This window comes from Salinispirillum marinum (assembly GCF_042650105.1).
GTDB lineage: Bacteria > Pseudomonadota > Gammaproteobacteria > Pseudomonadales > Natronospirillaceae > Salinispirillum > Salinispirillum marinum.
Window position 1 is genome coordinate 606,879 of the sequence record NZ_JBHSAL010000001.1, and the last position, 22,493, is coordinate 629,371.

23 protein-coding genes are annotated in these 22,493 nt (G+C 54.9%); 9 read left to right on the forward strand and 14 right to left on the reverse strand.

Going from position 1 to position 22,493, the window contains the following annotated elements; translation table 11 throughout:
- Positions 1-21: 21 nt before the first annotated feature.
- Positions 22-1,419, reverse strand: a complete 1,398-nt coding sequence (locus tag ACFOSD_RS02925) for an aminotransferase-like domain-containing protein (RefSeq protein WP_380693740.1) — start codon at positions 1,417-1,419, stop codon at positions 22-24.
- Positions 1,420-1,548: 129 nt separating this feature from the next.
- Here ACFOSD_RS02925 and ACFOSD_RS02930 point away from each other — a divergent pair, with 129 nt between their 5' ends.
- Complete coding sequence (locus tag ACFOSD_RS02930) at positions 1,549-2,151, forward strand: LysE family translocator (protein WP_380693738.1); 603 nt, start codon at positions 1,549-1,551, stop codon at positions 2,149-2,151.
- An 11-nt stretch (positions 2,152-2,162) separates the two neighbouring features.
- Here ACFOSD_RS02930 and ACFOSD_RS02935 read toward each other — a convergent pair whose 3' ends face one another.
- The 3 genes from ACFOSD_RS02935 to ACFOSD_RS02945 form a co-directional block, all read right to left on the reverse strand.
- Entirely contained in the window at positions 2,163-3,146 is a 984-nt protein-coding gene (locus tag ACFOSD_RS02935; protein ID WP_380693736.1) for a GGDEF domain-containing protein, read from the reverse strand.
- Between the two features lie 102 nt (positions 3,147-3,248).
- Complete coding sequence (locus ACFOSD_RS02940; protein ID WP_380693734.1) at positions 3,249-4,031, reverse strand: phytanoyl-CoA dioxygenase family protein; 783 nt, start codon at positions 4,029-4,031, stop codon at positions 3,249-3,251.
- Positions 4,022-4,696 carry a 2OG-Fe(II) oxygenase gene (locus ACFOSD_RS02945; RefSeq protein WP_380693732.1) on the reverse strand — a complete coding sequence of 225 codons (675 nt, stop codon included), beginning with the start codon at positions 4,694-4,696 and terminating at the stop codon, positions 4,022-4,024. The genes ACFOSD_RS02940 and ACFOSD_RS02945 overlap by 10 nt, the downstream gene beginning before the upstream one ends.
- Positions 4,697-4,848: 152 nt before the next feature.
- Between ACFOSD_RS02945 and ACFOSD_RS02950 the strand changes: the two genes are divergently transcribed.
- Positions 4,849-5,586 carry a pyridoxine 5'-phosphate synthase gene (locus ACFOSD_RS02950; protein WP_380693730.1) on the forward strand — a complete coding sequence of 246 codons (738 nt, stop codon included), beginning with the start codon at positions 4,849-4,851 and terminating at the stop codon, positions 5,584-5,586.
- A 56-nt stretch (positions 5,587-5,642) separates the two neighbouring features.
- On the opposite strand, the gene yciH is transcribed toward ACFOSD_RS02950, so the two are convergent.
- On the reverse strand, positions 5,643-5,966 hold the full coding sequence (yciH, locus tag ACFOSD_RS02955) for a stress response translation initiation inhibitor YciH (RefSeq protein WP_380693728.1): 324 nt from the start codon (positions 5,964-5,966) through the stop codon (positions 5,643-5,645).
- 131 nt (positions 5,967-6,097) lie between these two features.
- Here yciH and ACFOSD_RS02960 point away from each other — a divergent pair, with 131 nt between their 5' ends.
- From ACFOSD_RS02960 to ACFOSD_RS02970, 3 genes are all read left to right on the forward strand, one after another.
- Positions 6,098-7,039 (forward strand): ABC transporter ATP-binding protein, encoded by a 942-nt coding sequence (locus ACFOSD_RS02960; protein ID WP_380693725.1) that lies wholly within the window; start codon positions 6,098-6,100, stop codon positions 7,037-7,039.
- Positions 7,036-7,797 carry an ABC transporter permease gene (locus ACFOSD_RS02965; protein WP_380693723.1) on the forward strand — a complete coding sequence of 254 codons (762 nt, stop codon included), beginning with the start codon at positions 7,036-7,038 and terminating at the stop codon, positions 7,795-7,797. Before ACFOSD_RS02960 ends, ACFOSD_RS02965 begins: the two co-directional genes overlap by 4 nt.
- A 145-nt stretch (positions 7,798-7,942) precedes the next feature.
- Positions 7,943-8,617: a MaoC family dehydratase gene (locus ACFOSD_RS02970; RefSeq protein WP_380693721.1), complete on the forward strand. Its 675-nt coding sequence runs from the start codon at positions 7,943-7,945 to the stop codon at positions 8,615-8,617.
- 9 nt (positions 8,618-8,626) lie between these two features.
- On the opposite strand, the gene ACFOSD_RS02975 is transcribed toward ACFOSD_RS02970, so the two are convergent.
- The 5 genes from ACFOSD_RS02975 to ACFOSD_RS02995 all read right to left on the reverse strand — a co-directional run bounded on the left by ACFOSD_RS02975 (position 8,627) and on the right by ACFOSD_RS02995 (position 14,021).
- Positions 8,627-10,219, reverse strand: coding sequence for an ATP-binding protein (locus ACFOSD_RS02975; protein WP_380693720.1), 1,593 nt, complete (start codon positions 10,217-10,219; stop codon positions 8,627-8,629).
- On the reverse strand, positions 10,207-11,031 hold the full coding sequence (locus tag ACFOSD_RS02980) for a response regulator transcription factor (RefSeq protein WP_380693718.1): 825 nt from the start codon (positions 11,029-11,031) through the stop codon (positions 10,207-10,209). The genes ACFOSD_RS02975 and ACFOSD_RS02980 overlap by 13 nt, the downstream gene beginning before the upstream one ends.
- Before the next feature lie 2 nt (positions 11,032-11,033).
- Positions 11,034-11,381: a VOC family protein gene (locus ACFOSD_RS02985; RefSeq protein ID WP_380693716.1), complete on the reverse strand. Its 348-nt coding sequence runs from the start codon at positions 11,379-11,381 to the stop codon at positions 11,034-11,036.
- 119 nt (positions 11,382-11,500) lie between these two features.
- Positions 11,501-12,709: a chromate efflux transporter gene (chrA, locus tag ACFOSD_RS02990; RefSeq protein ID WP_380693713.1), complete on the reverse strand. Its 1,209-nt coding sequence runs from the start codon at positions 12,707-12,709 to the stop codon at positions 11,501-11,503.
- 82 nt (positions 12,710-12,791) lie between these two features.
- Positions 12,792-14,021 carry an MFS transporter gene (locus tag ACFOSD_RS02995; RefSeq protein WP_380693711.1) on the reverse strand — a complete coding sequence of 410 codons (1,230 nt, stop codon included), beginning with the start codon at positions 14,019-14,021 and terminating at the stop codon, positions 12,792-12,794.
- Positions 14,022-14,195: 174 nt separating this feature from the next.
- On the opposite strand from ACFOSD_RS02995, the gene ACFOSD_RS03000 reads away from it, so the two are divergent.
- The gene (locus ACFOSD_RS03000; protein WP_380693709.1) at positions 14,196-15,431 is read left to right on the forward strand and encodes an MFS transporter; all 1,236 of its coding nucleotides are present in this window, start codon (positions 14,196-14,198) and stop codon (positions 15,429-15,431) included.
- Positions 15,432-15,534: 103 nt separating this feature from the next.
- Here ACFOSD_RS03000 and ACFOSD_RS03005 read toward each other — a convergent pair whose 3' ends face one another.
- Positions 15,535-16,578 (reverse strand): MBL fold metallo-hydrolase, encoded by a 1,044-nt coding sequence (locus tag ACFOSD_RS03005; RefSeq protein ID WP_380693707.1) that lies wholly within the window; start codon positions 16,576-16,578, stop codon positions 15,535-15,537.
- A 182-nt stretch (positions 16,579-16,760) separates the two neighbouring features.
- Between ACFOSD_RS03005 and ACFOSD_RS03010 the strand changes: the two genes are divergently transcribed.
- The 3 genes from ACFOSD_RS03010 to ACFOSD_RS03020 are packed head-to-tail and all read left to right on the forward strand — an operon-like array spanning position 16,761 to position 18,712.
- Complete coding sequence (locus tag ACFOSD_RS03010) at positions 16,761-17,492, forward strand: energy-coupling factor ABC transporter ATP-binding protein (protein ID WP_380693705.1); 732 nt, start codon at positions 16,761-16,763, stop codon at positions 17,490-17,492.
- Positions 17,489-18,151 carry an energy-coupling factor transporter transmembrane component T family protein gene (locus ACFOSD_RS03015; protein WP_380693703.1) on the forward strand — a complete coding sequence of 221 codons (663 nt, stop codon included), beginning with the start codon at positions 17,489-17,491 and terminating at the stop codon, positions 18,149-18,151. The genes ACFOSD_RS03010 and ACFOSD_RS03015 overlap by 4 nt, the downstream gene beginning before the upstream one ends.
- 9 nt (positions 18,152-18,160) lie before the next feature.
- Complete coding sequence (locus tag ACFOSD_RS03020) at positions 18,161-18,712, forward strand: biotin transporter BioY (protein ID WP_380693700.1); 552 nt, start codon at positions 18,161-18,163, stop codon at positions 18,710-18,712.
- Here ACFOSD_RS03020 and ACFOSD_RS03025 read toward each other — a convergent pair.
- The 3 genes from ACFOSD_RS03025 to modF are packed head-to-tail and all read right to left on the reverse strand — an operon-like array spanning position 18,685 to position 22,418.
- Positions 18,685-20,037, reverse strand: coding sequence for an ABC1 kinase family protein (locus ACFOSD_RS03025; RefSeq protein WP_380693698.1), 1,353 nt, complete (start codon positions 20,035-20,037; stop codon positions 18,685-18,687). The genes ACFOSD_RS03020 and ACFOSD_RS03025 overlap by 28 nt on opposite strands.
- 54 nt (positions 20,038-20,091) lie before the next feature.
- Positions 20,092-20,973, reverse strand: coding sequence for a sulfurtransferase (locus ACFOSD_RS03030; RefSeq protein ID WP_380693696.1), 882 nt, complete (start codon positions 20,971-20,973; stop codon positions 20,092-20,094).
- Positions 20,970-22,418, reverse strand: a complete 1,449-nt coding sequence (gene modF, locus ACFOSD_RS03035) for a molybdate ABC transporter ATP-binding protein ModF (protein WP_380693693.1) — start codon at positions 22,416-22,418, stop codon at positions 20,970-20,972. Before modF ends, ACFOSD_RS03030 begins: the two co-directional genes overlap by 4 nt.
- Between the last annotated feature and the right edge of the window lie 75 nt (positions 22,419-22,493).

The window sequence follows — 22,493 nt, forward strand, 5'->3', positions numbered from 1 at the left end:
GTAAAATGGGCAGGATATCCGTTAAATGGTTCCCTGATCCAACCAATGCGCATCCGATGGCGCGGCCCGCAACTGTTCTGCGATGCACTGTAAGGCCTGTTCAAGCGTCGGTATGGATAAGGGCGCGCCCACACAGACCCGAACCGCCTGCGGGGCGTTAAACTGTCCGACCGCAAATACATCTGCTGGCTTTAGGGCAATGCCCTGTTCGGCCATAGCATGCGTGAAGGCTTGGGCCCGCCAAGGCGCGGGCAATGGCAACCAGCCATGCAACACTTCAGGATGCCCTTGATAGCCAAATTCACCCAAATATTGTGCCGCTAAGGCTTGGCGCTTAGCTAAATCGGCACGCTGGCGATCCATAATGATCGGGCGCTGCGGGTCGTCCATCCAACGTGCGGTTAATTCCACCATCAGAGGCGATACCATCCAACTGTTGACGCGAATCGCCATACGAAAGCGGTCACGCCACGCCAGCGGCGGGACAATAAAGCCCGTGCGCAGCCCACCGACCATCACCTTAGAGCAACTGCCCATCGCCACCACCTGATCGGGCGACAGCGCCACCATCGGCTGCGGCTTATGCGTCATTAACCCGGTTTGTACATTGTCTTCTAACACCATCACATCGTAGCGCGCACATATCGCCAACAGCTCGCGCTTGCGCGTTTCGGACATTTGGCGACCGGTCGGATTATGCAGTTGTGGCATAAGGTACAGCAAGCGCGGACGATGGCGTTCGCAGGCCGTAATAAGCTCTTGCGGTAGAAGGCCTTCGTCGTCCATCGGTAAGCCAATGTGACGACAATGCAAATAGCGGGCGGCCAAAATAAAGCCACTGTAGGTGATGCCGTCACTGAGCACGGTATCACCACGTTCACACAGCGCATGCAACGCGGTAAAGATGGCGTTTTGCCCACCATGACACCATAAAATGTCATCGGCCGGCCGCACGATACCTTCTTCTTGCAACCAACGCTGTGCCGCTTCGCGGTGCGCCCGCAGACCCGTTTCCGGCACATAGTCCAGCAAAGCATCGAACAATTGCGGCGTATCCAAGATGTCTCTCGTGTGGCGCCGCAACAGCTCGGTTTGACCTTCATCCATGGCCAGCGTGAACCCCATTTCGATCACCGATGAGGAACGCTCCTGAATTCGAAACCCATCGCTTTGTTGCTGCTGCCGCACATAGGTACCCGACCCCACGGTGGCCTCCAGCAGACCACGGCGTTCCGCTTCGGCGTACGCGCGGGTGATGGTACCTAAGGTCACCCGTAGGGCGTCCGCCAGTCGTCGTTGCGGGGGAAGTTTCGTGCCCGGAGGCAATTCACCATCAGCCACCGCCTGTGCAATGGCATCCGCCAACGCTTGATATTTGGGTTTGGCGCTGTTCAAGTCACCGGGGAGCCACATTGTCATAGGGACAAAAATCTCATTGCACTCTACGTTGACTGCGATAGTATCAATTGTACCCGCCAAGTGCGAAGTAATTGATGCATTTGTACTCTAATTGCGCGGTAACAATTCAACACATTCTATGAGGCATAAATGGACGCAACTTATTGGGTTTCGTTATTCTTGTTTACCTTCGTTGCGACGGTAACGCCCGGCCCGAACAACATCATGCTGACCGCCAGCGGTGCCAATTTTGGCTATCGCAGAACCATCCCCCATGTGCTGGGCATCGGTTTTGGCTTCACCTTTATGTGCATTGTGGTGGCATTCGGATTGGGCACGATGTTCGAGCGCTGGCCCGTTTTACTCAGCGTGTTGAAAGTCGTGGGTTCGATCTATTTGTTGTATCTCGCTTGGAAAATATACCGTGCTGGACGCGTTCATGTTGAACCCATGAACACCGACGCCAAACCGTTTACGTTCATGCAGGCAGCCCTATTTCAGTGGGTCAACCCGAAGGCGTGGACCATGGCTTTGACGGCACTGGCGGCGTTCAGCTTGCCCCCACCGTTGCATGTCTGGTCTGGCGCCGCCGTGGTGCTGGCCTATTTGGCGGTATCGTTTCCATCCTGTTCTTTTTGGGCGTTATTGGGTCAGGAAATTGTGAAGATTCTGAAAAGTGATCGAGCGCGGATGTGGTTTAACAGCACTCTTGCGGGCTTGACGGTGGCTTCGGTAGCGTTGATTTACACCTAAAGAAGCCCATGCTATGCCGCAACAGGGCGTGCGACCGTGGTGTTACGCCCTTGGTCTTTTGCGGCATACAATACAACATCGCAAGACTTCAGCCAGCTTTCCACGGTATCGCCCGGCCGCCATTGACTGACCCCGATGCTGCACGTCACCGCCATGTCATCAACCGACAGCTCACTGGCGATTTTCTCACGCAGTGACTCTGCCAGCGCGAAGGCCTCTGCTTGCGCCGTTTGTGGCAACAGGAGCAAAAATTCTTCACCACCAAAACGAAATAGCTGATCTGACGCGCGAATACGCTCCTGCACCAACTGAGTGAACTGTACCAATACCGCATCCCCGGCGAGGTGGCCCTTCCGGTCATTCACCGTTTTAAAATGATCCAAATCCAGCAACAGCAAGGTGTCAGGCACCTCACTGCGGGCACTCAGGTGGATGGCGCGTTCCAGGGTTTCCGCCAAGCGCTTGCGATTCAACGCCCCGGTCAGCGTGTCGGTCGCTGCCTGCTCGGCCAGCTCAAACTTCTGCCGCTCAACAATGAAAGCGAAAATAGCCGCAAACACCATGGAAATGGTTACGCCAATGGCAAAACGCAACACCAACATTGTCGGCTCGACATTGGCTGCCGCTACTAAACACGCGATCGAAAAAACGGTGCCCGTCAAAATACCCTGGCGTAGTGTGAAGGTAAAAAAGAAAACCGAGGCCATGGGGAAGCTATAGATCAAACCGCGCAAGCCCACCTGATAACAGGCGTAAACAATGGCAGCGGAACAGGTAAGCACAAACATTTGTCGAAACGGCAAACTGTCCTTATGACGCAACTCTTGCAGCAACGATAAGGCCACAGTAGCGAGTGCGATGCCAAGAAATACACCTAAGGTGACACTGCCCCAAACCCCATGATAGAGCATAAAGCCACCCAGCGGCAGAATTGCGACCACATGAAACAGTATGGAAACTTTACGAGGGAAGTGCTCCGTGTGAATTGATGTCATAGGACCGCAGCCATCCGTTGGTTTTTATTTTTCGCCCAGTATAGTCTTTCTACTGCGCGCTGCCGACCTTTTCTACCCACTGGACGGCCAGAATGTGACCGCTTACGCCACAAAAATGGTGCTGGTCGACGCCGAACGCGTACCGGGAACGGGTTGGTTTGAGTGCCCATGATAGGCGAACACAACCGATGTTTTTACCTGATCCGACCGGTTAACGCCCGCAGAATGGAACAAACCGCTGTGGAATAACACCACATCACCGGGCGCCAACGTCAATTCCACACCCGCCGAAAACAAGGCTTGGTTTTCTGGAAGATCGGGCAGCAAAAAGTCCATTTCATCGAGCTGTTCGGGCTTGATGTGCAACGAGTGCGAGCCAGGTATGAACTTGAGCGCGCCGTTATCCGGGCGTTCTTCGTCCAACGCCAACCATACTGACACCAAATTAGGCTTACGAAATGACCAATAACGGATGTCACGGTGCCAATCGGTGGCTGTACCAAACTGCGGGTGCTTGGTCATGATGCAGTTATGATGCGCCTGACTGAGACACACCGGCTCCTCCAGCAACTGCCGCAAAGCCGCCGACAATGGCCGGTAGGTTGCCCATTGACGGAACACGGCATCACGGCGATACGCGCCCCGTAAACGGCGAATGGTATCGCCACCCGGCGCATCCAACGACGATGGTGCACCGGGATAGCCCACATCAGCCTCATATTCCAGCGGCGAAACCGCATCTTGCAGGTGCTGGGCAATCACTTCGCGCATGGTCGAACGCAACGTTTCAGGAGCGAAACCGGGCAAGACGACAAAACCGTTTTGCTTGAATTCTTCAATCTGTTCGGGGGTTAAACTGGCCGCATGGGCGGATTTCATTGCCATAGTGGTGGGTCTACTCGATGACGGGTACTGGAATTAATGCGGAACCATCCGGCGATAGAAAAACGGGGCCGCTGTGCTGGCAAAACTTCATGCCAAAAACGCTCGCTTTCAAACACCACTAAGGTGCCCGCTTGCGGAGCAAGATCAAACAATATCTGCTGCGGATCGTCGGGTGCGTAACAACGCAGTGCCCCGCCATCCTGTGGCTGCCAATCAAAGTTCAAATACAGCACCGTCGACAGACGGCGATTCGTTTGCCCCTGAAAGGCATCCAGGTGTTTCTTGTAGAAACCACCCGGGGGATAGAGGGCAAAGTGCGCTTCATAGTCAAATAGCCCCATGAACAACCGACGGTTCATCGTCTGCTGCAACAACCGCATCTGGGCCAAAAAGTCCTGTGTCGCTGGCACCGTGCCATCGAGCCAATGAATGGCGTCTTTACGCACAAACTCATTCGTTTGAAAAGCCTCGCCACGTCCGACACCCGCGGGTTGCAAGGCATCTTCTTCACTGCGCAGGCGATGTAACACCTGCAATAAGTCGTGTACTTGGTGCGCGCTTAAGAAATTTTCTTGAATGGCATAGCCCTGACGCTCCACGGCGTCGGCCAGGAGAGCAAAGGGATCATCGGGCGGTTGTCGATCAAAAAAAGAAACCAGAGCCATGGGTAATGAGGGCGCCAAGGAAGAACAGGCGCAGAGTGTAACCACAAACCGCGCAGACACCAGAGTTTGGACACAATTTTTTCATCCGACGATGCTTAGTGCTGCGGCCTACTCTATAATCGGTGCACTCTCTGCCTGTTTTTAGGAGCCGTATGACCACCCACTTGAGTGTCAACCTCAATAAAATCGCCTTGGTGCGCAATGCACGCGGACGCAACTTTCCAGCCATTACCGAATTCGGTGAGATCGCTCTGATGGGCGGCGCCATCGGGCTGACCATCCACCCTCGACCCGATCAGCGCCATGCGACCTATCACGATATTGCCGATCTAAAATCCTTGGTGGCGGCCTTTCCCGGCAAAGAACTGAATGTTGAGGGCTACCCGGATGATACCCTTATTCAGCACGTGCTCGACCAGCGGCCTGACCAATTTACCTTGGTACCGGATGATCCCAACCAGATCACCTCGGATCATGGCTGGGACTTAAACCTGCACGGTCAAAGGCTTACGCCCCTTATTGCGCAATGTCAGTCGGCGGGCATTCGCACCAGCCTGTTTGTTGACCCCGACTTGGAACAAGTGCGTCGGGCGGCCGATACCGGCACAGATCGCATCGAGTTATACACCGAAGCCTATGCGGAAGCCTTCAATCAGCAAGATTATGCTCCTCTGCTCGAACAATACATGCAGTGCGCCGATTTAGCGCGATCTCTAGGCATGACGGTGAATGCCGGGCATGACCTGGATCTCGATAATCTGGCTCCGTTCGTGGCGCGCGGCAATATCGCGGAAGTATCCATCGGACATGCGTTAACGGTCGAAGCGCTGCATTTGGGCTTCGCGGAAACCATCAAGCGCTATATCTCCATTCTCCAGCGTGGCAGATAGTTGTTGTATTGAGTTGACTATGAGGGAGCTAAAACCTCAGAGGTCAATAGGCGGTGTTAGCCGCCTGCTTTCTTTACTTTCCAGCCATAGGCCTCTAATAACGGCAGTAAGAGGTCGCGCTGATCCCCTTGAATCTCGATCACCCCATCTTTCAGGCTGCCACCAACGCCGGCTTTCTGCTTTAGGGTCTTGGCCAGTGCTTTTAATTCTTCACCGGCCAAGGGTACACCTGTGATTAAGGTAACGCCTTTACCTTTGCGACCTTTGGTTTCGCGGTGCAACCGCACGATGCCATCGCCCACCGGCGCGGTCATTGCTTCATCTGCTTCCGGTTTGATGCGCCCCGTTTCGGTCGAATACACCAAGCGACTGTTTTTCATCCTGTGCTCCTAAACGTTTTGCCCTGTAGGTTACTCTATTCCTTGAAATGTACGAAAGTTGACGCCATTTACATTCCTTGCAACACTGCATTCGCGTTCACGCCTAACAAGCACCCACAAGAGTACCCAGCATGTCAGCCATTATATCCGTGCAAGGATTAACGAAAACCTACCCATCGGGCTTCCAAGCACTCAAGAACGTCAACTTGGACATTCAACGGGGCGAAATATTCGCTCTGCTAGGCCCCAACGGGGCCGGTAAAACCACGCTCATCAGTATTATTTGCGGCATTGTAAACCCCGGTGATGGCCGGGTGTTAGCAGACGGCAAAGACGTGGTACAAGACTACCGCGCCGCCCGGCAAAAGATTGGCTTGGTACCCCAAGAGTTGGCGGTGAACATCTTTGAAAAAGTGTGGGATACCGTGCAGTTCAGCCGTGGCCTATTCGGCAAGGCTCCGAACCCGGCGTATTTGGAGCAATTGCTGCGCGACCTGTCCTTATGGGACAAAAAAGACAGCAAGATCATCGCCCTGTCGGGCGGCATGAAACGGCGGGTACTCATTGCCAAAGCCTTGGCCCATGAGCCGGAGATTCTGTTTCTGGACGAACCGACCGCCGGGGTTGATGTGGAACTGCGTCGTGACATGTGGCAGATGATTCGCACCCTGCGTGAGAAAGGCGTCACCATTATTCTCACCACACATTACATTGAAGAAGCGGAAGAAATGGCCGACCGCATTGGGGTGATCAACAAGGGTGAACTCATGCTGGTGGAAGACAAAACGGCTTTGATGAAAAAGCTGGGCAAAAAGCAACTGACGTTACAACTGGTCGAACCGCTGGCGACCATCCCTGCACCGCTGGAACCCTTTTGCCTAGCACTCGATCATGGTGGCAATACATTGGTCTACACCTACGATGCGGATGCCGACCCCCAGGTCATCACCACCTTATTGCGTGCCGTGCAGAATGCGCACATTGAATTCCGTGACCTGCACACCACGCAAAGCTCGTTAGAAGATATTTTTGTCAGCTTAGTCACCGACTCGGCAACAGGAGCCACAGCATGAACCTTTATGGCGTTTGGTCGATTTATCGTTATGAACTCGGGCGCACGTTACGAACTCTGTTTCAAAGCATTGCCTCTCCGGTGATTTCTACATCGTTATATTTTGTGGTATTCGGCGCGGCCATTGGCTCACAAATGACCGCCATTGACGGCGTTAGCTATGGCGCGTTTATTATTCCGGGCTTGATCATGATGACCTTGATGGCCGAAAGTATTTCCAATGCCTCTTTCGGCATCTACATGCCCAAGTTCTCCGGTACCATCTATGAAATTCTGTCAGCACCGGTGTCGCCACTGGAAATCGTGATTGGCTATGTCGGCGCGGCGGCAACCAAGAGCATCGTGCTGGGCTTTATTATCATGCTCACGGCGCGCCTGTTCGTCGATTACAGCATTGCGCATCCCTTCGTGATGCTGGGTTTTCTCATATTAACCAGCCTGACGTTCAGCTTAATGGGCTTCATCATTGGCGTCTGGGCGGACGGGTTCGAGAAGCTGCAAATTGTACCCTTGATGATTGTGACCCCTTTAGCGTTTTTGGGCGGCAGCTTTTATTCCATCAGCATGCTGCCACCGGTGTGGCAAACCATCACTCTGTTTAACCCGGTGGTGTACTTGATCAGCGGTTTCCGTTGGAGTTTCTATGGCGTTTCCGATGTGGCCGTCGGCGTCAGCCTAGGCATGATTGCGCTGTTTATGCTGATGTGTCTGGCCACGATAGGTTGGATTTTCAAAACGGGTTATAAAGTGAAGGTATAACCTTGTCGGTACAGCCAAGGACGGTGAACCTTTTCCTAGGCGGCATGAGTCTGTTGTGAAAAGAGGCAATCGACTTGGACTTAATTCACGTACAATGAAACATCAATAGCTGTAACCTTGCCATCTGTGAAACGGACTCCCGGACATGAACGTTATCGATTTGATCAAAGAGAAAAAAGAGCGCTTGACCAAGAACCAAGCCGAATTTCGTGACCTGATCGCCCCGCAATGGCGCGATTACTGGAATGAACTGTGGCAAAGCGCGCGCAATCACTCATGGGTCAACTGGGTGCTCGACCAAGACCGCAAGGCCATCGGCAGCGACCTCAACAACCCTTCGGTTTGTGATGACCAGCGGGCCGAGGCCATGCGCCAGCGCCTCGTCGCGCAACTGGGTGAAGTGATTTTTACCGGAGCCTGGATGACGCTGGATCAGGACCGCATCAACGCCTTTGCCGAAGTCACCGAAGACCGTCAGTGGATTCATACCGACCCTGAACGAGCGCGACGGGAATCGCCCTTCAAAGCCACCATTGCGCATGGATTCCTGACCCTCTCATTGATTCCTAAACTCACGCAGGCGGTCGACGAGCAAGACTCGATCTACAACGATGCGCGCATGGTGGTGAACTTGGGTTTGAACAAAGTCCGCTTTCCCTATCCGCTAAAAGCGGGTAGCCGCATTCGGGCGACCAAAAAGATCGTGGCGGTAGAGGTGGTGAGCCGGGGCTTGGAAATTACCGAAGAAATCACGGTAGAAATTGATAATACGCGCCGCCCCGCTTGTGTGGCGGAAACGGTTATGCGCTTGGTTTACTGACTTCGCCGGTTATTGATTAAAGGGCACGCGAGTCCGAAATTCTTCATCGAGCCGCTCAACTTCGGCATCCATGTCTTCTTGTGGCAGGCCTGCACTCTCCAATCGATGCTCCGCCGTGGGCAGGCGGACATCGAACAATACGCCGCGAATATCCAGCGGCATAAACAGCAACTGATGCGCGCCGCGCTTTGGTTGCAGTATTAGCTGCCAGTGCGGGTGAACGGCATGTGCGCCATCAAACCAGGCTTGCTTGCCTTTTATCGCCCAGTCGTCTTTGCGCTGTGGGTTGGTGTCGTTTTGCTCGGTTATCTCAACCGATTTTACAGGTTTACGATATTCCCACGTTTGTTCGTCCAACCAAGCACCATGCGCATCAACACATCTCGGTATGCCATTCACTACCTTCACCTGCACGGTATCGGTTAATACTTCATCATTATCCAATTCAATCCGCACGTTATAAGTGGTTTCTGGTGCGACAACGTTCTCGACGTTGATCCGCCCCTCATAACCCTTAACGATCTGCTGGACGAAATACAACCCCAAGCCCCGACCGTGATGTTCACGGACACGCCGCGTTGAAAAACCCAACTGGAACAAGTTTGACCGGTCTTCTTCCTTGATGTGCGGGCCACGATTGTAGAGGTGCAGACGCACCTGACCGTCCACCTCATCCAACAAAAAGCTGATGCTCGCCCACGGACTTTTATAGCCGCGCTTGCCGGAAAAGAACTGAGCGTTTTTGAGCAGGTTTTCTAACAACAGGATCAGGTGGTTTTCATTGCCCAACAGAGCGCCTGTTTGCCGCAACTGCACATGCCACTGCGTATCAGCTAAATGCCATGCTTGCTGCTCGGCCCACTCAGCCGATACTTCTGGCGTGTCGGCACGCACCAAACTCAAGGCGCGCCACGCCGCGCGCTGGGGGGTAAAAAACGGCTCGTGCGGCAGTGGTGGCGTGTCTTCGGGATTGAGCATACGCTGGTAATACTGCTCTTCGCATTCGGCCAAATGGCCACTGATATGCAGCGCCAGATTGTCTGCGGTAGAAAGGTCGAGTAAATCCCACAGGTAGCGCATGGCACCCAGCGCGGAATGCGCCTCTGGGCCGGCGTTTTGCAACGCCGTTTGTACTTTGTCGAAACTGATCACGCCATTGTGGCGCACTTCCGCAGCGATGCTTTTGAAGTGCAGAAATTTTTCGTCGTATTCGATGTATTCCAGTAGCTTATCGCTGATGAACATCTTGAGTTTATCGGCATGGCCCGAATACGTGTGCGCCTTGAGTTGCAGTTGTTTTTTACTGAGCCAGAGTTCACGCATCTGCTCACGCAATGCTTTGAGGTCCGCTTTTTGCCGCGCCGATTGCTGGCGATAACGCCGTAAATCCACCAGCAACACCAGAACAAACACACCCAATAATGCGTACTTCACTTCAGCACGCAACGAGCCAGACGGCACCGCGTAATACAACAACAGCTCAGGTTCAGTATGAAACAACAAGTAAGTGACCAACAACAAACCAACCAATGTGCTCAACCAAGGGAAGACCACAGGTTGCACCCGACCTTCAGGTTGTTTGACTTTGCCTAAGTTCGACATCGTTCATCTCCTGTAATCGGCTTCCAGCAATACGCACCTTCGTCCCCAAAGGCCGCAATGCCCTGCCCTTGCTTGCACAACGCGACAAAATCCCCCGCGCCACCCATGGCTTGATCAAATGACAAACGCAGCGTGCGGATATGCTGGCGGTAGTTGGCATAAGAAAAGCGTTCAAGATCAGCGCCCAGTTTATCGGCAATTTGCTCGGTCGTGAGTGGCCGGGGAGCGCTTTCTACCAAAAAGCGCAAAATCTTGCGCGGTGTCGGGCCAAGTGGCCGCTGCGCATTTGCCGGATTCATCAACTTGGTGCCCTGCCAATAGACTTCCCAAGTGGTGGTGTCGATACGCAGATCACCGCTGTGCAACACATGATTGGATTGCAGCGCCGAAGATTCTGGCTGACGGACACTGTGCTGCCGAAGTACGGCTTTAATGCGCCAGCACAATACGGACTCAATGTTGAGCTGGTGCTTGGCAATGAAGTCTTGCGCGCTGGCGGTTTCAAACGCGGTTTGCTCAATGCCAGTGCCACTGTGTTCCGACAGATAAATAATAGGCAAACCCGGCCACTTGCGCTGCAACGCGCGCGACACCGAAAAACCTGCCTCGTCGTTGCCCTTCATATTCGCATCTAACAACGCCACGTCCGGACGCTGGGTATCATCCGCCAAACGAATGTACTGACAGGCCGCTTCAGCAAACTTAAACACCTGCACCTGCGTGGGCGCAGTATCGAATACCGTGCTTTCGAGCACGGGTTTGAATTTGTCGATCCAATGCGATTGGTCTTCAACCCAAAAAATGGTCGCCATCGCTAGTCAGACCACACCGCGTATTCGTTTCCACTGGGGTCGGTAAAGTGAAATCGGCGACCACCGGGGAAGCTGAAAATAGGTTGAAGGATGTCGCCGCCGGCCTGCTGCACTTTTTCCAAAGATGCTTCGAGGTCAACGCTACGCAGAACCACTAAGGCGCTGCCCGTTGCCGTGTGAGCGACTAATTCCGAACGGAAAAATCCACCATCCAGACCGGCGTCGATTATGGCCGCGTAATCCGGCCCGTAGTCTTCAAACGTCCAGCCAAAGGCATCGGCAAAAAACTGTTTTGTACCTTCTAGGTTGCTGGCGGGGATTTCGATGTAGTTGATTTTTTCGGAAGCCATGACTCGCCTCGTTGCTGTATCAAACCGCAAATTCAGCCGCCATCATGAGCTTAGATCGGCTCCATGACAACTCAACCGAGCAAAGGTACACAAAAAGACGGACCGATATACTGAATTCCCTACAACAAAACCACACCACCTAGGGTCACCAACATCACCACGGCCCACGCGGGCACTCTACCCACGGTCAGCAACACAAACCCGGTCAGAGCCAAAGCAAAGGCCATGGGGCTGATAACAGCGCTGGTCCACACCGGGGTGTAAAGTGCAGCCCCCAATATACCCACAACCGCAGCGTTCGCGCCACGCAAAGCGGCTTGCACAGGCTCCCAATGGCGAGCCTGTTGCCAGAACGGCAGCACGCCGACAAGCAGCAAAAAGCCGGGTACAAACACCGCCAGCAGCGCGACGGTAGCACCAACGAGCGGGTGGAATCCGGTAGGGATTACCGTACCCAAGTAGGCGGCGAAGGTGAACAGTGGGCCGGGCACTGCTTGCGCGGCACCGTACCCAGCGAGAAAGGCGTCGGCCGATACCCAGTCGGGCGCAACGGTTTCCGTTTGCAATAGTGGTAGCACGACATGGCCGCCGCCAAACACCAGTGCGCCAGCGCGATAGAAAGCATCGGTAACGGCCAGCAGAGCACTATCATTCGTTAACACCAGTATCGGCAGGCCAACCAACAACAAAGCAAACAGACTAAGGCTGGCAATACCCACACGCTTCGACACCGGATGGTCGGCATCGTCTTCGCTGGTAATGGTTTGATGAGCCGAACCGGTTAGCCACAGGCCCAATAGAGCTCCAAACACAATGGCCGTGACCGGCCCCAAAGGACCGCTCATGGCCAATACCACCCACACGGCCACCATTGCTATACCAGCACGGGTGCGATCAGGGCAAAGGTTACGCGCCATACCCCACACCGCATGTGCGACGATAGAAACCGCCACCACTTTGAGACCAAAAATAAGGCCATCACCCATCGGCCCGCCCAACCATGCGGCACCAAAAGCGAACAGCACCAAGGCGATTGCGGAAGGTAACGTGAAAGCGATAAATGCCGCCAAAGCCCCCAGATACCCAGCCCGCATAAGACCGACGGCGAAACCGACCTGACTACTGGCAGGGCCAGGTAAGAACTGGCACAGGGTTACGAGTTCGGCATAACGGGCTTCGCTCAACCAACGACGACGTTCGACAAATTCGGTACGGAAATAACCAAGATGGGCAATCGGCCCACCAAAAGACGTGAGTCCGAGCCACAGGAAAGCCAGAAAGACTTCACGGAAGCTGCCCGTCGATCGTGGGGTAATGTTGTCAGTCATGGGGTAGCCAAGAGGATTAATTGCCGTCAAAGGCACCCAAGATACCACAAGCCAATGTGATTTTTATGTCACAGATGTGGATTCACAAATGTGGATGAGTTTCCTCACCCTGCCAAGCCAACCACAACGCGGACAGCAACATGGACACCGCCACGAACCAAAACGCCGCGGTCATACTGTTGAACAAAACGGCGAAGATACCAATGCCCGCCGCGCCAATCGCATAGCCGAGGTCGCGCCAGAAACGATAAATTCCGATGGCCGAGCCACGCCAATTCGGCGGGGTGATGTCGGCCACCGCCGCCGACAGATTGGGATACAACAACGCCATGCCAAAGCCGGTTAATGCTGCCGCAAAACTCCACCACAGCATTCCTTGACCAAGGACCATCAAGGCCACGCCCAACCCGGTCAACACCATGCCAATAACATTGGGTTTTTGCCGACCAATACGGTCTGATAGAGGCCCGGTTATCAGCTGTGATGCACCCCAAACCAAGCCATAAATACTGATCACGCCGCCCACTTGCGGCAAGGTTAACCCTTGTTGATACAAAAATACGGGGTAAATAATCCACACCAAGGCATCGACAAACTTCTCCACCAACCCGGCTTGGCTAATAGCCGCCAAGCGGCGGTCGCGCCAACTCATTACTGCAAAGACTTCCCACGTAGTCGGCTGCGCACTGACGCCCATGGGGTAACGCGGCACTGGCCCCTTATGCTCCCCGGCGGCATGTTGGCGTGAAGCTTCTTTTGCCCAAGGCAAGGTTTCTGCCACGCCCAACGCTGCCATCACCAAGGCCGACACCAGCACAACCATACCGAATACCAACAACCCCAAGCGTGGTCCTAACAAGGTCGCCAAGTAGGCGGTGGCAATGCCAGCCAACGCCACCCCGGCGTACCCCGCAAATTCATTCAGGCCAATCGTTAACCCACGCTGATTGCTATGGGTGATGTCGAGTTTGATGGTTTGCGTCATTGACCATGTCAGCCCCTGATTCACCCCCAACAGCACGGTAGAAAATACGATCCAGCCCCAACTCGGTGCCCAATACACCAACAACGGAATCGGAAGGCCGATCATCCACCCCAGCAACAACACCGGCCTACGACCAATGCGTTCCGACAATCGCCCGGCAATAAAATTCATCGCGCCTTTTACCACGCCAAAGGCCAGCACAAAGGTACTGAGTAGCATAAAAGAATCGGCCGGTACGCCGTATTCAGACTCCGCCAGTGCAGGTACAACCGTGCGCAACAAGCCAATGGTTAAGCCGACCAACAACACTTGCGCCAGTTGTAACATGAATTGAGACTGGTTCGCGCGGATGCCAAATGAATGACCATGGGACCTGTGCACAGTTGACTCCAACAAGGCAAACCATAAGAATATTCTTATATAATGGCATAAGCAAGACAGTCCCTATACCATAGCACCGTGAATTGACTCGCCTAACCGACCCGAAGAGAACTCTGGCCCATGACTTTTAAACGCGAAAAAACCAACGTTGGCCTCCTGGTCGGCAGCCAAATTCTGTTCCTCATTACCTCCATAACCGTCATGACCTTGAGTGGCGTGGTCGGTTTGCAATTGGCGCCGTCGCCAGCGTTAGCGACCCTACCGGTCACCGGGATGATGCTAGGCGCTTTGGTGTTCACGCTGCCCGCCTCGCTGTTGATGAAACAGATCGGCCGTCGTTTAGGGTTCTTGATCGGTGCCAGTGTGGGCGGTATTGGCGGGGGTGTGGTGAGCGTTGCAGGCGTGGTGAGCGGCTCCTTTTGGCTGTTCTTCGCGGGCAGCCTGTTATTTGGCTTATACCAAGGCTTTGCCACTTATTACCGATTTGCCGCCGCCGAAGTCGCAAGCGACGGTTTCAAACCGCGTGCGCTGTCACTGGTGATGGCGGGCGGTGTATTCGCCGCCTTTCTTGGCCCCTGGAATGCCAGCCACTCACATGGTTTGGTCAGCCATGCCATGCATGACACGGGCACTATGGCCCATGGTTTGGCTGATGCCGCGAATGCCGGACCGTACCTAATGCTGGCATTGCTGGGGGGTTTAGCGGTGATTCTGCTGGCGTTTTTGCGTGTACCCAAAGTCATTGAGGATGCTGCATACGGGGCGGCGCGTACCTTCGGCGAAATTGCGCAACAAGGGGTGTTTCGCGTGGCTTTGCTGTGCAGCGTCGTCGGGTACAGCGTGATGGTGCTGGTCATGACGGCAACGCCCTTGGCGATGACCGCACAAGGCTATTCGATGAACCAGATAGCTACGGTGATGCAATGGCATGTACTGGGCATGTTTGCACCGTCGTTCTTCACCGGCTCGTTAATTGTCCGCTTCGGTGTGTATCGTATTTTACTGGCGGGCAGTCTGGCCCTGTTGCTGGCCTTTACCACGGCACTCAGCGGCCCTGGTTTCGGTCAATTTTTGGTGGCACTGATTCTGCTCGGTATCGGTTGGAATTTCTTGTTTATTGGCGGTAGCAATCTATTGACCCAAGCGCACACACCGGCTGAACGCGGCACGGTTCAGGGGGTGAACGATTTTCTGATTTTCGCCTTGGTAGCGCTGAGTTCGTTGCTGTCCGGCGTGCTGTTCTATGCCGTGGGCTGGAGTGGCATTCAGTGGTTGATGCTGCCCTTCGCTTTGATCACCGGCTTGGTGGTCTGGCGGTATCAGCGAGTTCAGACGGCAGTAGCGAGCGTTTTGTAGGGGCCGAGGTGGAAACTACCAAGGCATGGGCAATCGGGGTATGCCTAAGGCGCTCCACGGCAGGCCGGGAGTCGCGCCTTGAGGCACACGCCCTGCGCCCATGCTACAGCGCTTGCTCATGCCAACGGAGCATACCCCCACGCACATTGGCGACACGGTCATGCCCGGCTTCTTTCAGGATGCTCACCGCCATCGCGGAGCGTCGCCCGGAGCGACATAGGGCGACCACAGGTTTGTCGGTGGGCACCTCGGAAATACGTGCACGCAAATGGCCTAGCGGAATGGTTATTGCGCCCTCTACGGCATGCGCATCTACCCATTCGTCCGGCTCGCGCACGTCCAACAAGGTGATATCTTGCCGATGGGTAACCACCCACTCCGGCTCAACTTCCGGCACGCCACTGAACGTAATTCTAAGTTCGGCCCAATCCGGCTCGGCGGGCATTTTTCCGTCTTCCGGCATGCCGGAACGCATATTAGCCGGTAGTGCTTCTGCAATTTTCTTCGGGTGCGGCAGCTTCATGGCGTCCATATAGCCGACAAAATCCGCCTCCACAGCACCACCACCGGCGCGCGCATTGAAGGCTTTCTCTTCGGCTACGGTGGATAGGGTGCGGCCTTGATAATCATGCGCCGGGTAAATTTTACAGTCGTCTGGCAGACTGAAAATTTGCTCGGTGATCGACTTAAACAGGGTTACCGCGTTACCTTGCTGAAAGTCACTGCGACCACAACCACGAATCAACACCGCATCGCCAGTAAATACCATGCTCTGATCGGCCAGTACGTAGCTTAGACACCCGGCGGTATGGCCTGGTGTGGCGCGTACCTCCAAAATCACCCCGGACACATCAACACGGTCGCCGTGGTGCAATGGAATATCCACGTGCTCCGCACCATTCACCGCAGCATTGGCTATTTGCGCTCCGGTTTTCTGCTTCAGCAGCCAAGCAGCGGTTACGTGGTCGGCGTGTACATGGGTGTCCAAAATCAACTTGAGTGTTAAACCGAGCTCATCCAACAACGATAGGTCACGTTGCACCTGTTCAAAGACCGGGTCGATGATGATGGCTTCTCGGCTTTGTTCGTCAGCCAATACATAGGTGTAGGTGGACGAGGTAGCGTCGTACAGTTGGCGGAATATCATGCGGAACCTCACTCACTCTTACTTTAGGTACAACTAATTTAATCGTTTTGCGGAGATTTGCAAGCCCGAACGCTGCCCTTAAAGACGTAAACCCTGGAATTCTTTTGTGTTTACAACTTTGCTGACGCCCCTCGCAGGGTTCCCTATAATCGCCCTTCTTTTTAGCCCTGAATGTAGCGATCATGCCCCAAGTTCACTGTTCCGACGGTATCCACTTCGATCACCTGCGCGTGGAACGCGACGGCGTTGTGGTGATACCTAACTTGAGCCTGCAACTGACCGAGCGCCGCATCGGGCTAATCGGCCATAACGGTTCGGGTAAAAGCTCGTTGGTGCGTGTTGTGAATGGTTTGCTGCCGTCAACCACCGGCCATGTCGAGGTGTTTGGTGAAAATCCATCGCAAGGCCCACGTCATATGGCATCGACCGTTGGCTTTATTTTTCAGAACCCCGACCATCAAGTGATCTTTCCCACGGTGATTGAAGAACTGGCTTTTGGTCTGCGCAATCAAGGCTTGTCCAGGCGTGACGCCGAACAGCACGGGCTGGATTTGTTGGCCCGCTATGGCCGTGCCGACTGGGCGTATCGACCCGTACATGCACTGTCGGATGGACAAAAACAGCTACTCTGTATATTTGCTGTGCTGCTTTTAGAACCAAAGCTGTTAATTTTGGACGAACCCTTTTCGGCGCTGGACTTGCCGACCCGCTATCAATTACTCGATTTACTGCACAGCCTGCCGCAACAAATCCTGATGATCAGTCACGAACTGGACACGCTGAACGATTTTGACCGGGTAATCTGGCTCGAACAAGGTCAACTGAAAGGTGATGGGACACCGCAGGAGATATTGCCTGAATACGTCGCTCATGCGCGTGCCCAGCGTGCAGAATGGGCGGTGGTCACCGCATGATCAGCCTATTTTTGGGTCAACGCACCTGGCTGCACGGCGTGCCAGCCGGATTAAAGTTAGTGGTATTGGCGGCCAGCAGTGTGGTGCTCTTTCCCATCCAACACGCAGGATGGCAAGCGCTAGCGTTGAGCGTCGTGTTGGCGTTGTACATGAGTGCAGGACCCACTGCGTTGCGGCAATTGCGTTTGATGCGCCCGCTGATCCCACTGTTCGCCTTGATCTTCGCCCTGCAATGGTGGTCCTTCGGCTGGTCCGTTGGCCTTACCTTAGTCTTGCGCATGAGCACCCTGGTACTGCTTGCCAATTTAGTGACACTCACCACCCGCATGGACGATATGCTGGCGGCGCTGCGCCCGGTGTTATTGCCATTGCAATGGTTGGGCCTTTCGCCTGATCGGCTGGCCTTCGCCGTCGGTCTGTTGGTGCGTTTTGTGCCGGTATTGTTGGCCGTGCTGGAGCAATTATTGGATACCTGGCGTGCCCGGGGCGGTAACCGGCAGGTGTGGAAGCTCGCCATCCCGTTAACCATTCAATCGATTCGTATGGCCGATCATGTGGCGGAGGCGCTGGCAGCCCGGGGCGGTATTACGCCATCCAGTCAGAACAAGAAATCACCCGAAATGCGTCGACAATCTTCTCCTTCAACCCCTAATACCTAAGGACTCACCATGAACGACAAACACTTGGTACAGATCGCACTCTATGCAGCACTGGTTGCGGCGCTCGGTTTCATACCACCGATCCCATTCGCCACCGGCATTCCCATCACGGCACAAACACTGGGGGTCATGCTCGCGGGCATCATGCTGGGGCCTTGGCGCGGCGCCTTGGCCATGCTGTTGTTCGCCTTTGTCGTGGCCTTGGGTGCCCCTTTACTGTCGGGCGGGCGCGGTGGCTTGGGTGTGTTTATGAGTCCTACCGCCGGGTTTGTCATCGGCTTTCCGTTCGCCGCCTTGGCGACCGGATACATGGCTCTATGGTTGCGATGGTTGCCGGTGTTTCCTGCGGCCCTGATCGCGGCGTTGTTCGGTGGCATCATCGTGCTGTATGTGTTTGGCATTGCCGGATTCAAACTGGTGACGGGGCGGGATTGGCTGAGCGCCGTCACCATTATGTGGGTGTATATTCCGGGCGATGCGGTGAAAACCGTGCTCGCCGCACTGGTCGCACAGGCCGTTTATCGTGGCTTACCTCATGCGGTGGGTACACGCGCCGCCTGATCCGGTAAGGTTGACGATAAAAAGGGCGCAAGGATGGCCCCAACATCAACCCGCGCCTGCAAGCGTGCGGCGAGCAAATACAGTCCGGCGATTTTTCGATGTAGAAACAAGGCGGCTACCGGCGGAGAATGCCAGTAGTCTTGTTCAAAACTCATGGCCATACCCGCTTCGCGGACGCGCACGGCCAAATCACTGGTGCCAAAATCGTAAGCACCCTGTTGTCGCAGTGGCTCGCAGGCCAATTCGAACAAGGCCAGTACCGCCCGCTGCTGGGCGGGCTGGATATCTTGCGCAAAATAGCCGATACGGGTGGCTGCCGATAACATACTGGCGGTATTATGCGTTTGTCCGGCGTGCAGCAGTTCACGATAGGCCGCCACCATATCGGCGTCGTAGGCACGCACCGCACCAAAATCCAATAACACCAAGCGGTCTTGCTCGGCCTGATACAAGAAATTGGCCAGGTTCGGGTCGGTCTGCACCTCACCCCAAACAAAGAGTTCACGAAACAGCAACTCAAACAATCGTTGCATCACGGTGTCACGCAGCGTTTGCGGTTGGTTCACCAAGGCCTCAACCGGCTGACCGGGCATATAGTCCATGGTCAGTACCTGTGCCGTGCTCAGTTCGGCATGCACCTTGGCCACGGTAAAATGCGGATCATCCTGCAATCGTTCAGCAAAGCGTTGTTGCGCCGCGGCCTCACGTTGGTAGTCGGTTTCGGCATGCAGTTGAACTTTGGCTTCGGCCAACAAGGGTGCTAAATCAAGGCTTTTGGGCAATAAGCGTGTCATGCGCAACAGGGTAGCGAGGTTGTCGACATCGCTGTCAATGCTGCGCGCCACACCGGGGTACTGGACTTTGATTGCAAGCGGTTGATGGTCATGAAACTCGGCATAATGCACCTGTCCGATGGATGCAGCGGCTCGCGGCCGCTGGTCAAAACGGCGAAACTGCTGCGGCCATTCCGGCCCCCAGGCCTGCACCAGCACGGGCGCCAGTTGCTGCATGGGCATAGCATCCGCATCTGCGCGCAACCGCGCTAATAAATCAGCCAATTCCGGTGGCAAGGCATTACCCGTATCCATGGACAGCAACTGCCCTACTTTCATGGCCGCGCCGCGCAAACGCGCCATTTCATCGGCAATGCGGGTGATGTTACCGGGGGTGATGACCATATCCCGCAAAGCCGGGCGCTTACCGCTGGCCAACGACCGTGCACCTTCCGCAATCACACCACCAGCGATACCGGTCGCCAAGCGGCCGAACTGCCCTAAGCGCCCCAAACGCGACCCCCTTACGGGGCTACTTTTTCGGTCTGTCATGTTTTGCCTATTGCAACGATTTGAAGGGTATACGTCAGTAATTGTACAGCGGTTTTAAGCATCACCGGTCGCCACCGGACGCGCATCGTCCTGAATCCACTCACTCCACGACCCGGCATAGAGCAATGGCATAGGAAGGCCCGCACTCACCATCGCCAAAATATTATGGCAGGCCGACACACCCGACCCGCAGTAACACACCACCTGTTTGTCTTCCATAAAGCACGTTGAGCTGGCAGTGCTGACCGGTAGCACAATACCGACGCCCGCGAAGCGTTCACGTAAGGCAACAGGGGGCAGAAATTGCCCATTGGCTTGCAAGTTTTGGCTGAAATCCAAGCATACAGCACCCGGAATATGCCCGGCTTTTTTATCCAAGGGCTCCGTCTGACCGCTGAAGCGTGCGTAGGCTCGCGCATCAAACAGTTGATACTGCTCTGGGTTAGCCAGTAATTCATCGGCACTGACCAGCCATTCGTGATGCGGCTGAATGACGACATCGCTGGTTGCACGCTCTGCAACGTCGGTCGACAGAGCAAAACCCGCCTCCTGCCATGCGGCGATACCGCCATTCAACACCAATACCTGGGTTAAACCGGCCCAGCGCAACATCCACCAGGCACGCGCAGCGAACATGCTGTTGCCCGCGTCGTAGAGGACAATCACCGAATCCGTGGTCACGCCCCAGCGGCGCAATGTCGGTTGCCAAGCCATCGCATCAGGTAGCGGATGCCGCCCGGTCACACCCGGTATGATGGGGCCTGACAAATCTTGATCCAGATCGGCATACAGGGCATGTGCGATGTGCCCGTCACGCCATGCCTCCAAGCCCGCAACGGGGTTGGCCAAGTCAAACCGGGCATCCAAAACCAGCACATCGCGCGTGGTATCGTGCAGCAACACCTGCAAGGCATCGGCAGAAATTAAAGGGATCATATCAGGCTCTCCTGAACGAGGTGATAAAGGGATGGGCCTTCAACCTGTGGTACAAAACTCAGTCGTTGTTGTAATAAGGCGGGCTGTTCGTCCGTTCGATGGCTCACAAACAGCAAGGTCGTCGGGCCTGTTTTGAGTATACGCTCCACCGCTGCCAGCACCAGAAAACGATTGAGGTCGTCCAGCCCCTGGGTGGGTTCATCGAGTATCAACAGCGGCGGTTGCTTAATTAACGCACGAGCGATCAACACCAGTCGCTGCTCACCCGTGGAAAGACTGCGAAACGAGGCGTTGGCGCGGTGTTCCAAACCCACAATGGCTAACCATTGGGTTGCCAACTCGCGTTCGTGCTCACCAGTGGCCTGATACACCCCGATGGAATCCGTCAGCCCGGACACCACGGCGGTGAGTGCATTACCTGCCACGCGATAGTCCCGGTGCAGATTACCCGATACATAGCCAATGTGCTTTTTGATGTCCCAAATGGTTTCTCCACGCCCACGGCGGTAACCGAAAACGGTGAGATCATTGGCATAACATTGGGGGTGATCACCGGTGATCAGGTTCAACAACGTCGATTTACCGGAACCGTTTGGCCCGCTGATCTGGGTATGACACCCCGGCCAGAGGTCCCAATCGACCCCATCAAACTGCACCAGATCACCATAGGCCACGCGCCCTCCTCGCAGCCGCACTAGAGGTTCATCGGCTGGCCAATCCGGCAATTGAAAGGCCGACTGTCGTACTGGAAGATGCAGCGACTCGACCTCGGTATAGCGCAACGCCGCGTGAAAATCGGGATGTTGTTGCAACTCGCTGTATGGCCCCTGTAAGACCAATCGACCGTGGTCAAGCCATGCCAAATGGGTTGTCCACGGCGGAATGTCCTGTTTCTGATTGACCAACATGATCACCCATTGACCCGCAGCCACAAGCGCTGCCAGCGCCTGTTCCAGCATCTGCGTCGCGACGACATCCAGCCCCTCATAGGGTTCATCCAGCAACAGTAAATCCGGAACCTCCAACACGGCCCGCGCCAGCATGACTTTGCGTCCTTCACCGCTGCTCAACAGGCGATAACCACGCGCCAGCAATGGAGCAAGTTGCAGTTGTTCAACCACGTTGTCATGTCGGCTCGACCAAGGTGCTGCGACCTCCAACAATAAGTCTTGTACGCAGGTGCCGGGGTCGAGTTGGTCGGTAAAATCGGTGTCATCGTTGTAGAGTTCGCGTTCGTACAACGCCTGTTGTTTTTCCAACGACAGCCAATGTACCCGCTTTGGTGCATCGGTGATGCCCGCCATCGCATCCAACTCACCACACAACAGACGCGCCAAGGTGCCCTTACCACTGCCGTTCCCTCCCAAGACCGTCCACACTTGATCCGCTGAAAGCGACCACCGATCGATACAAAGCAATGGTATGTTGATGTTCGTCAACTGCATGGGTTACTCCGTGGTTTATTATCGGTGTATTATAAAGCACTCATAATAGAACGATAAAAAGCGATCACGATAGGT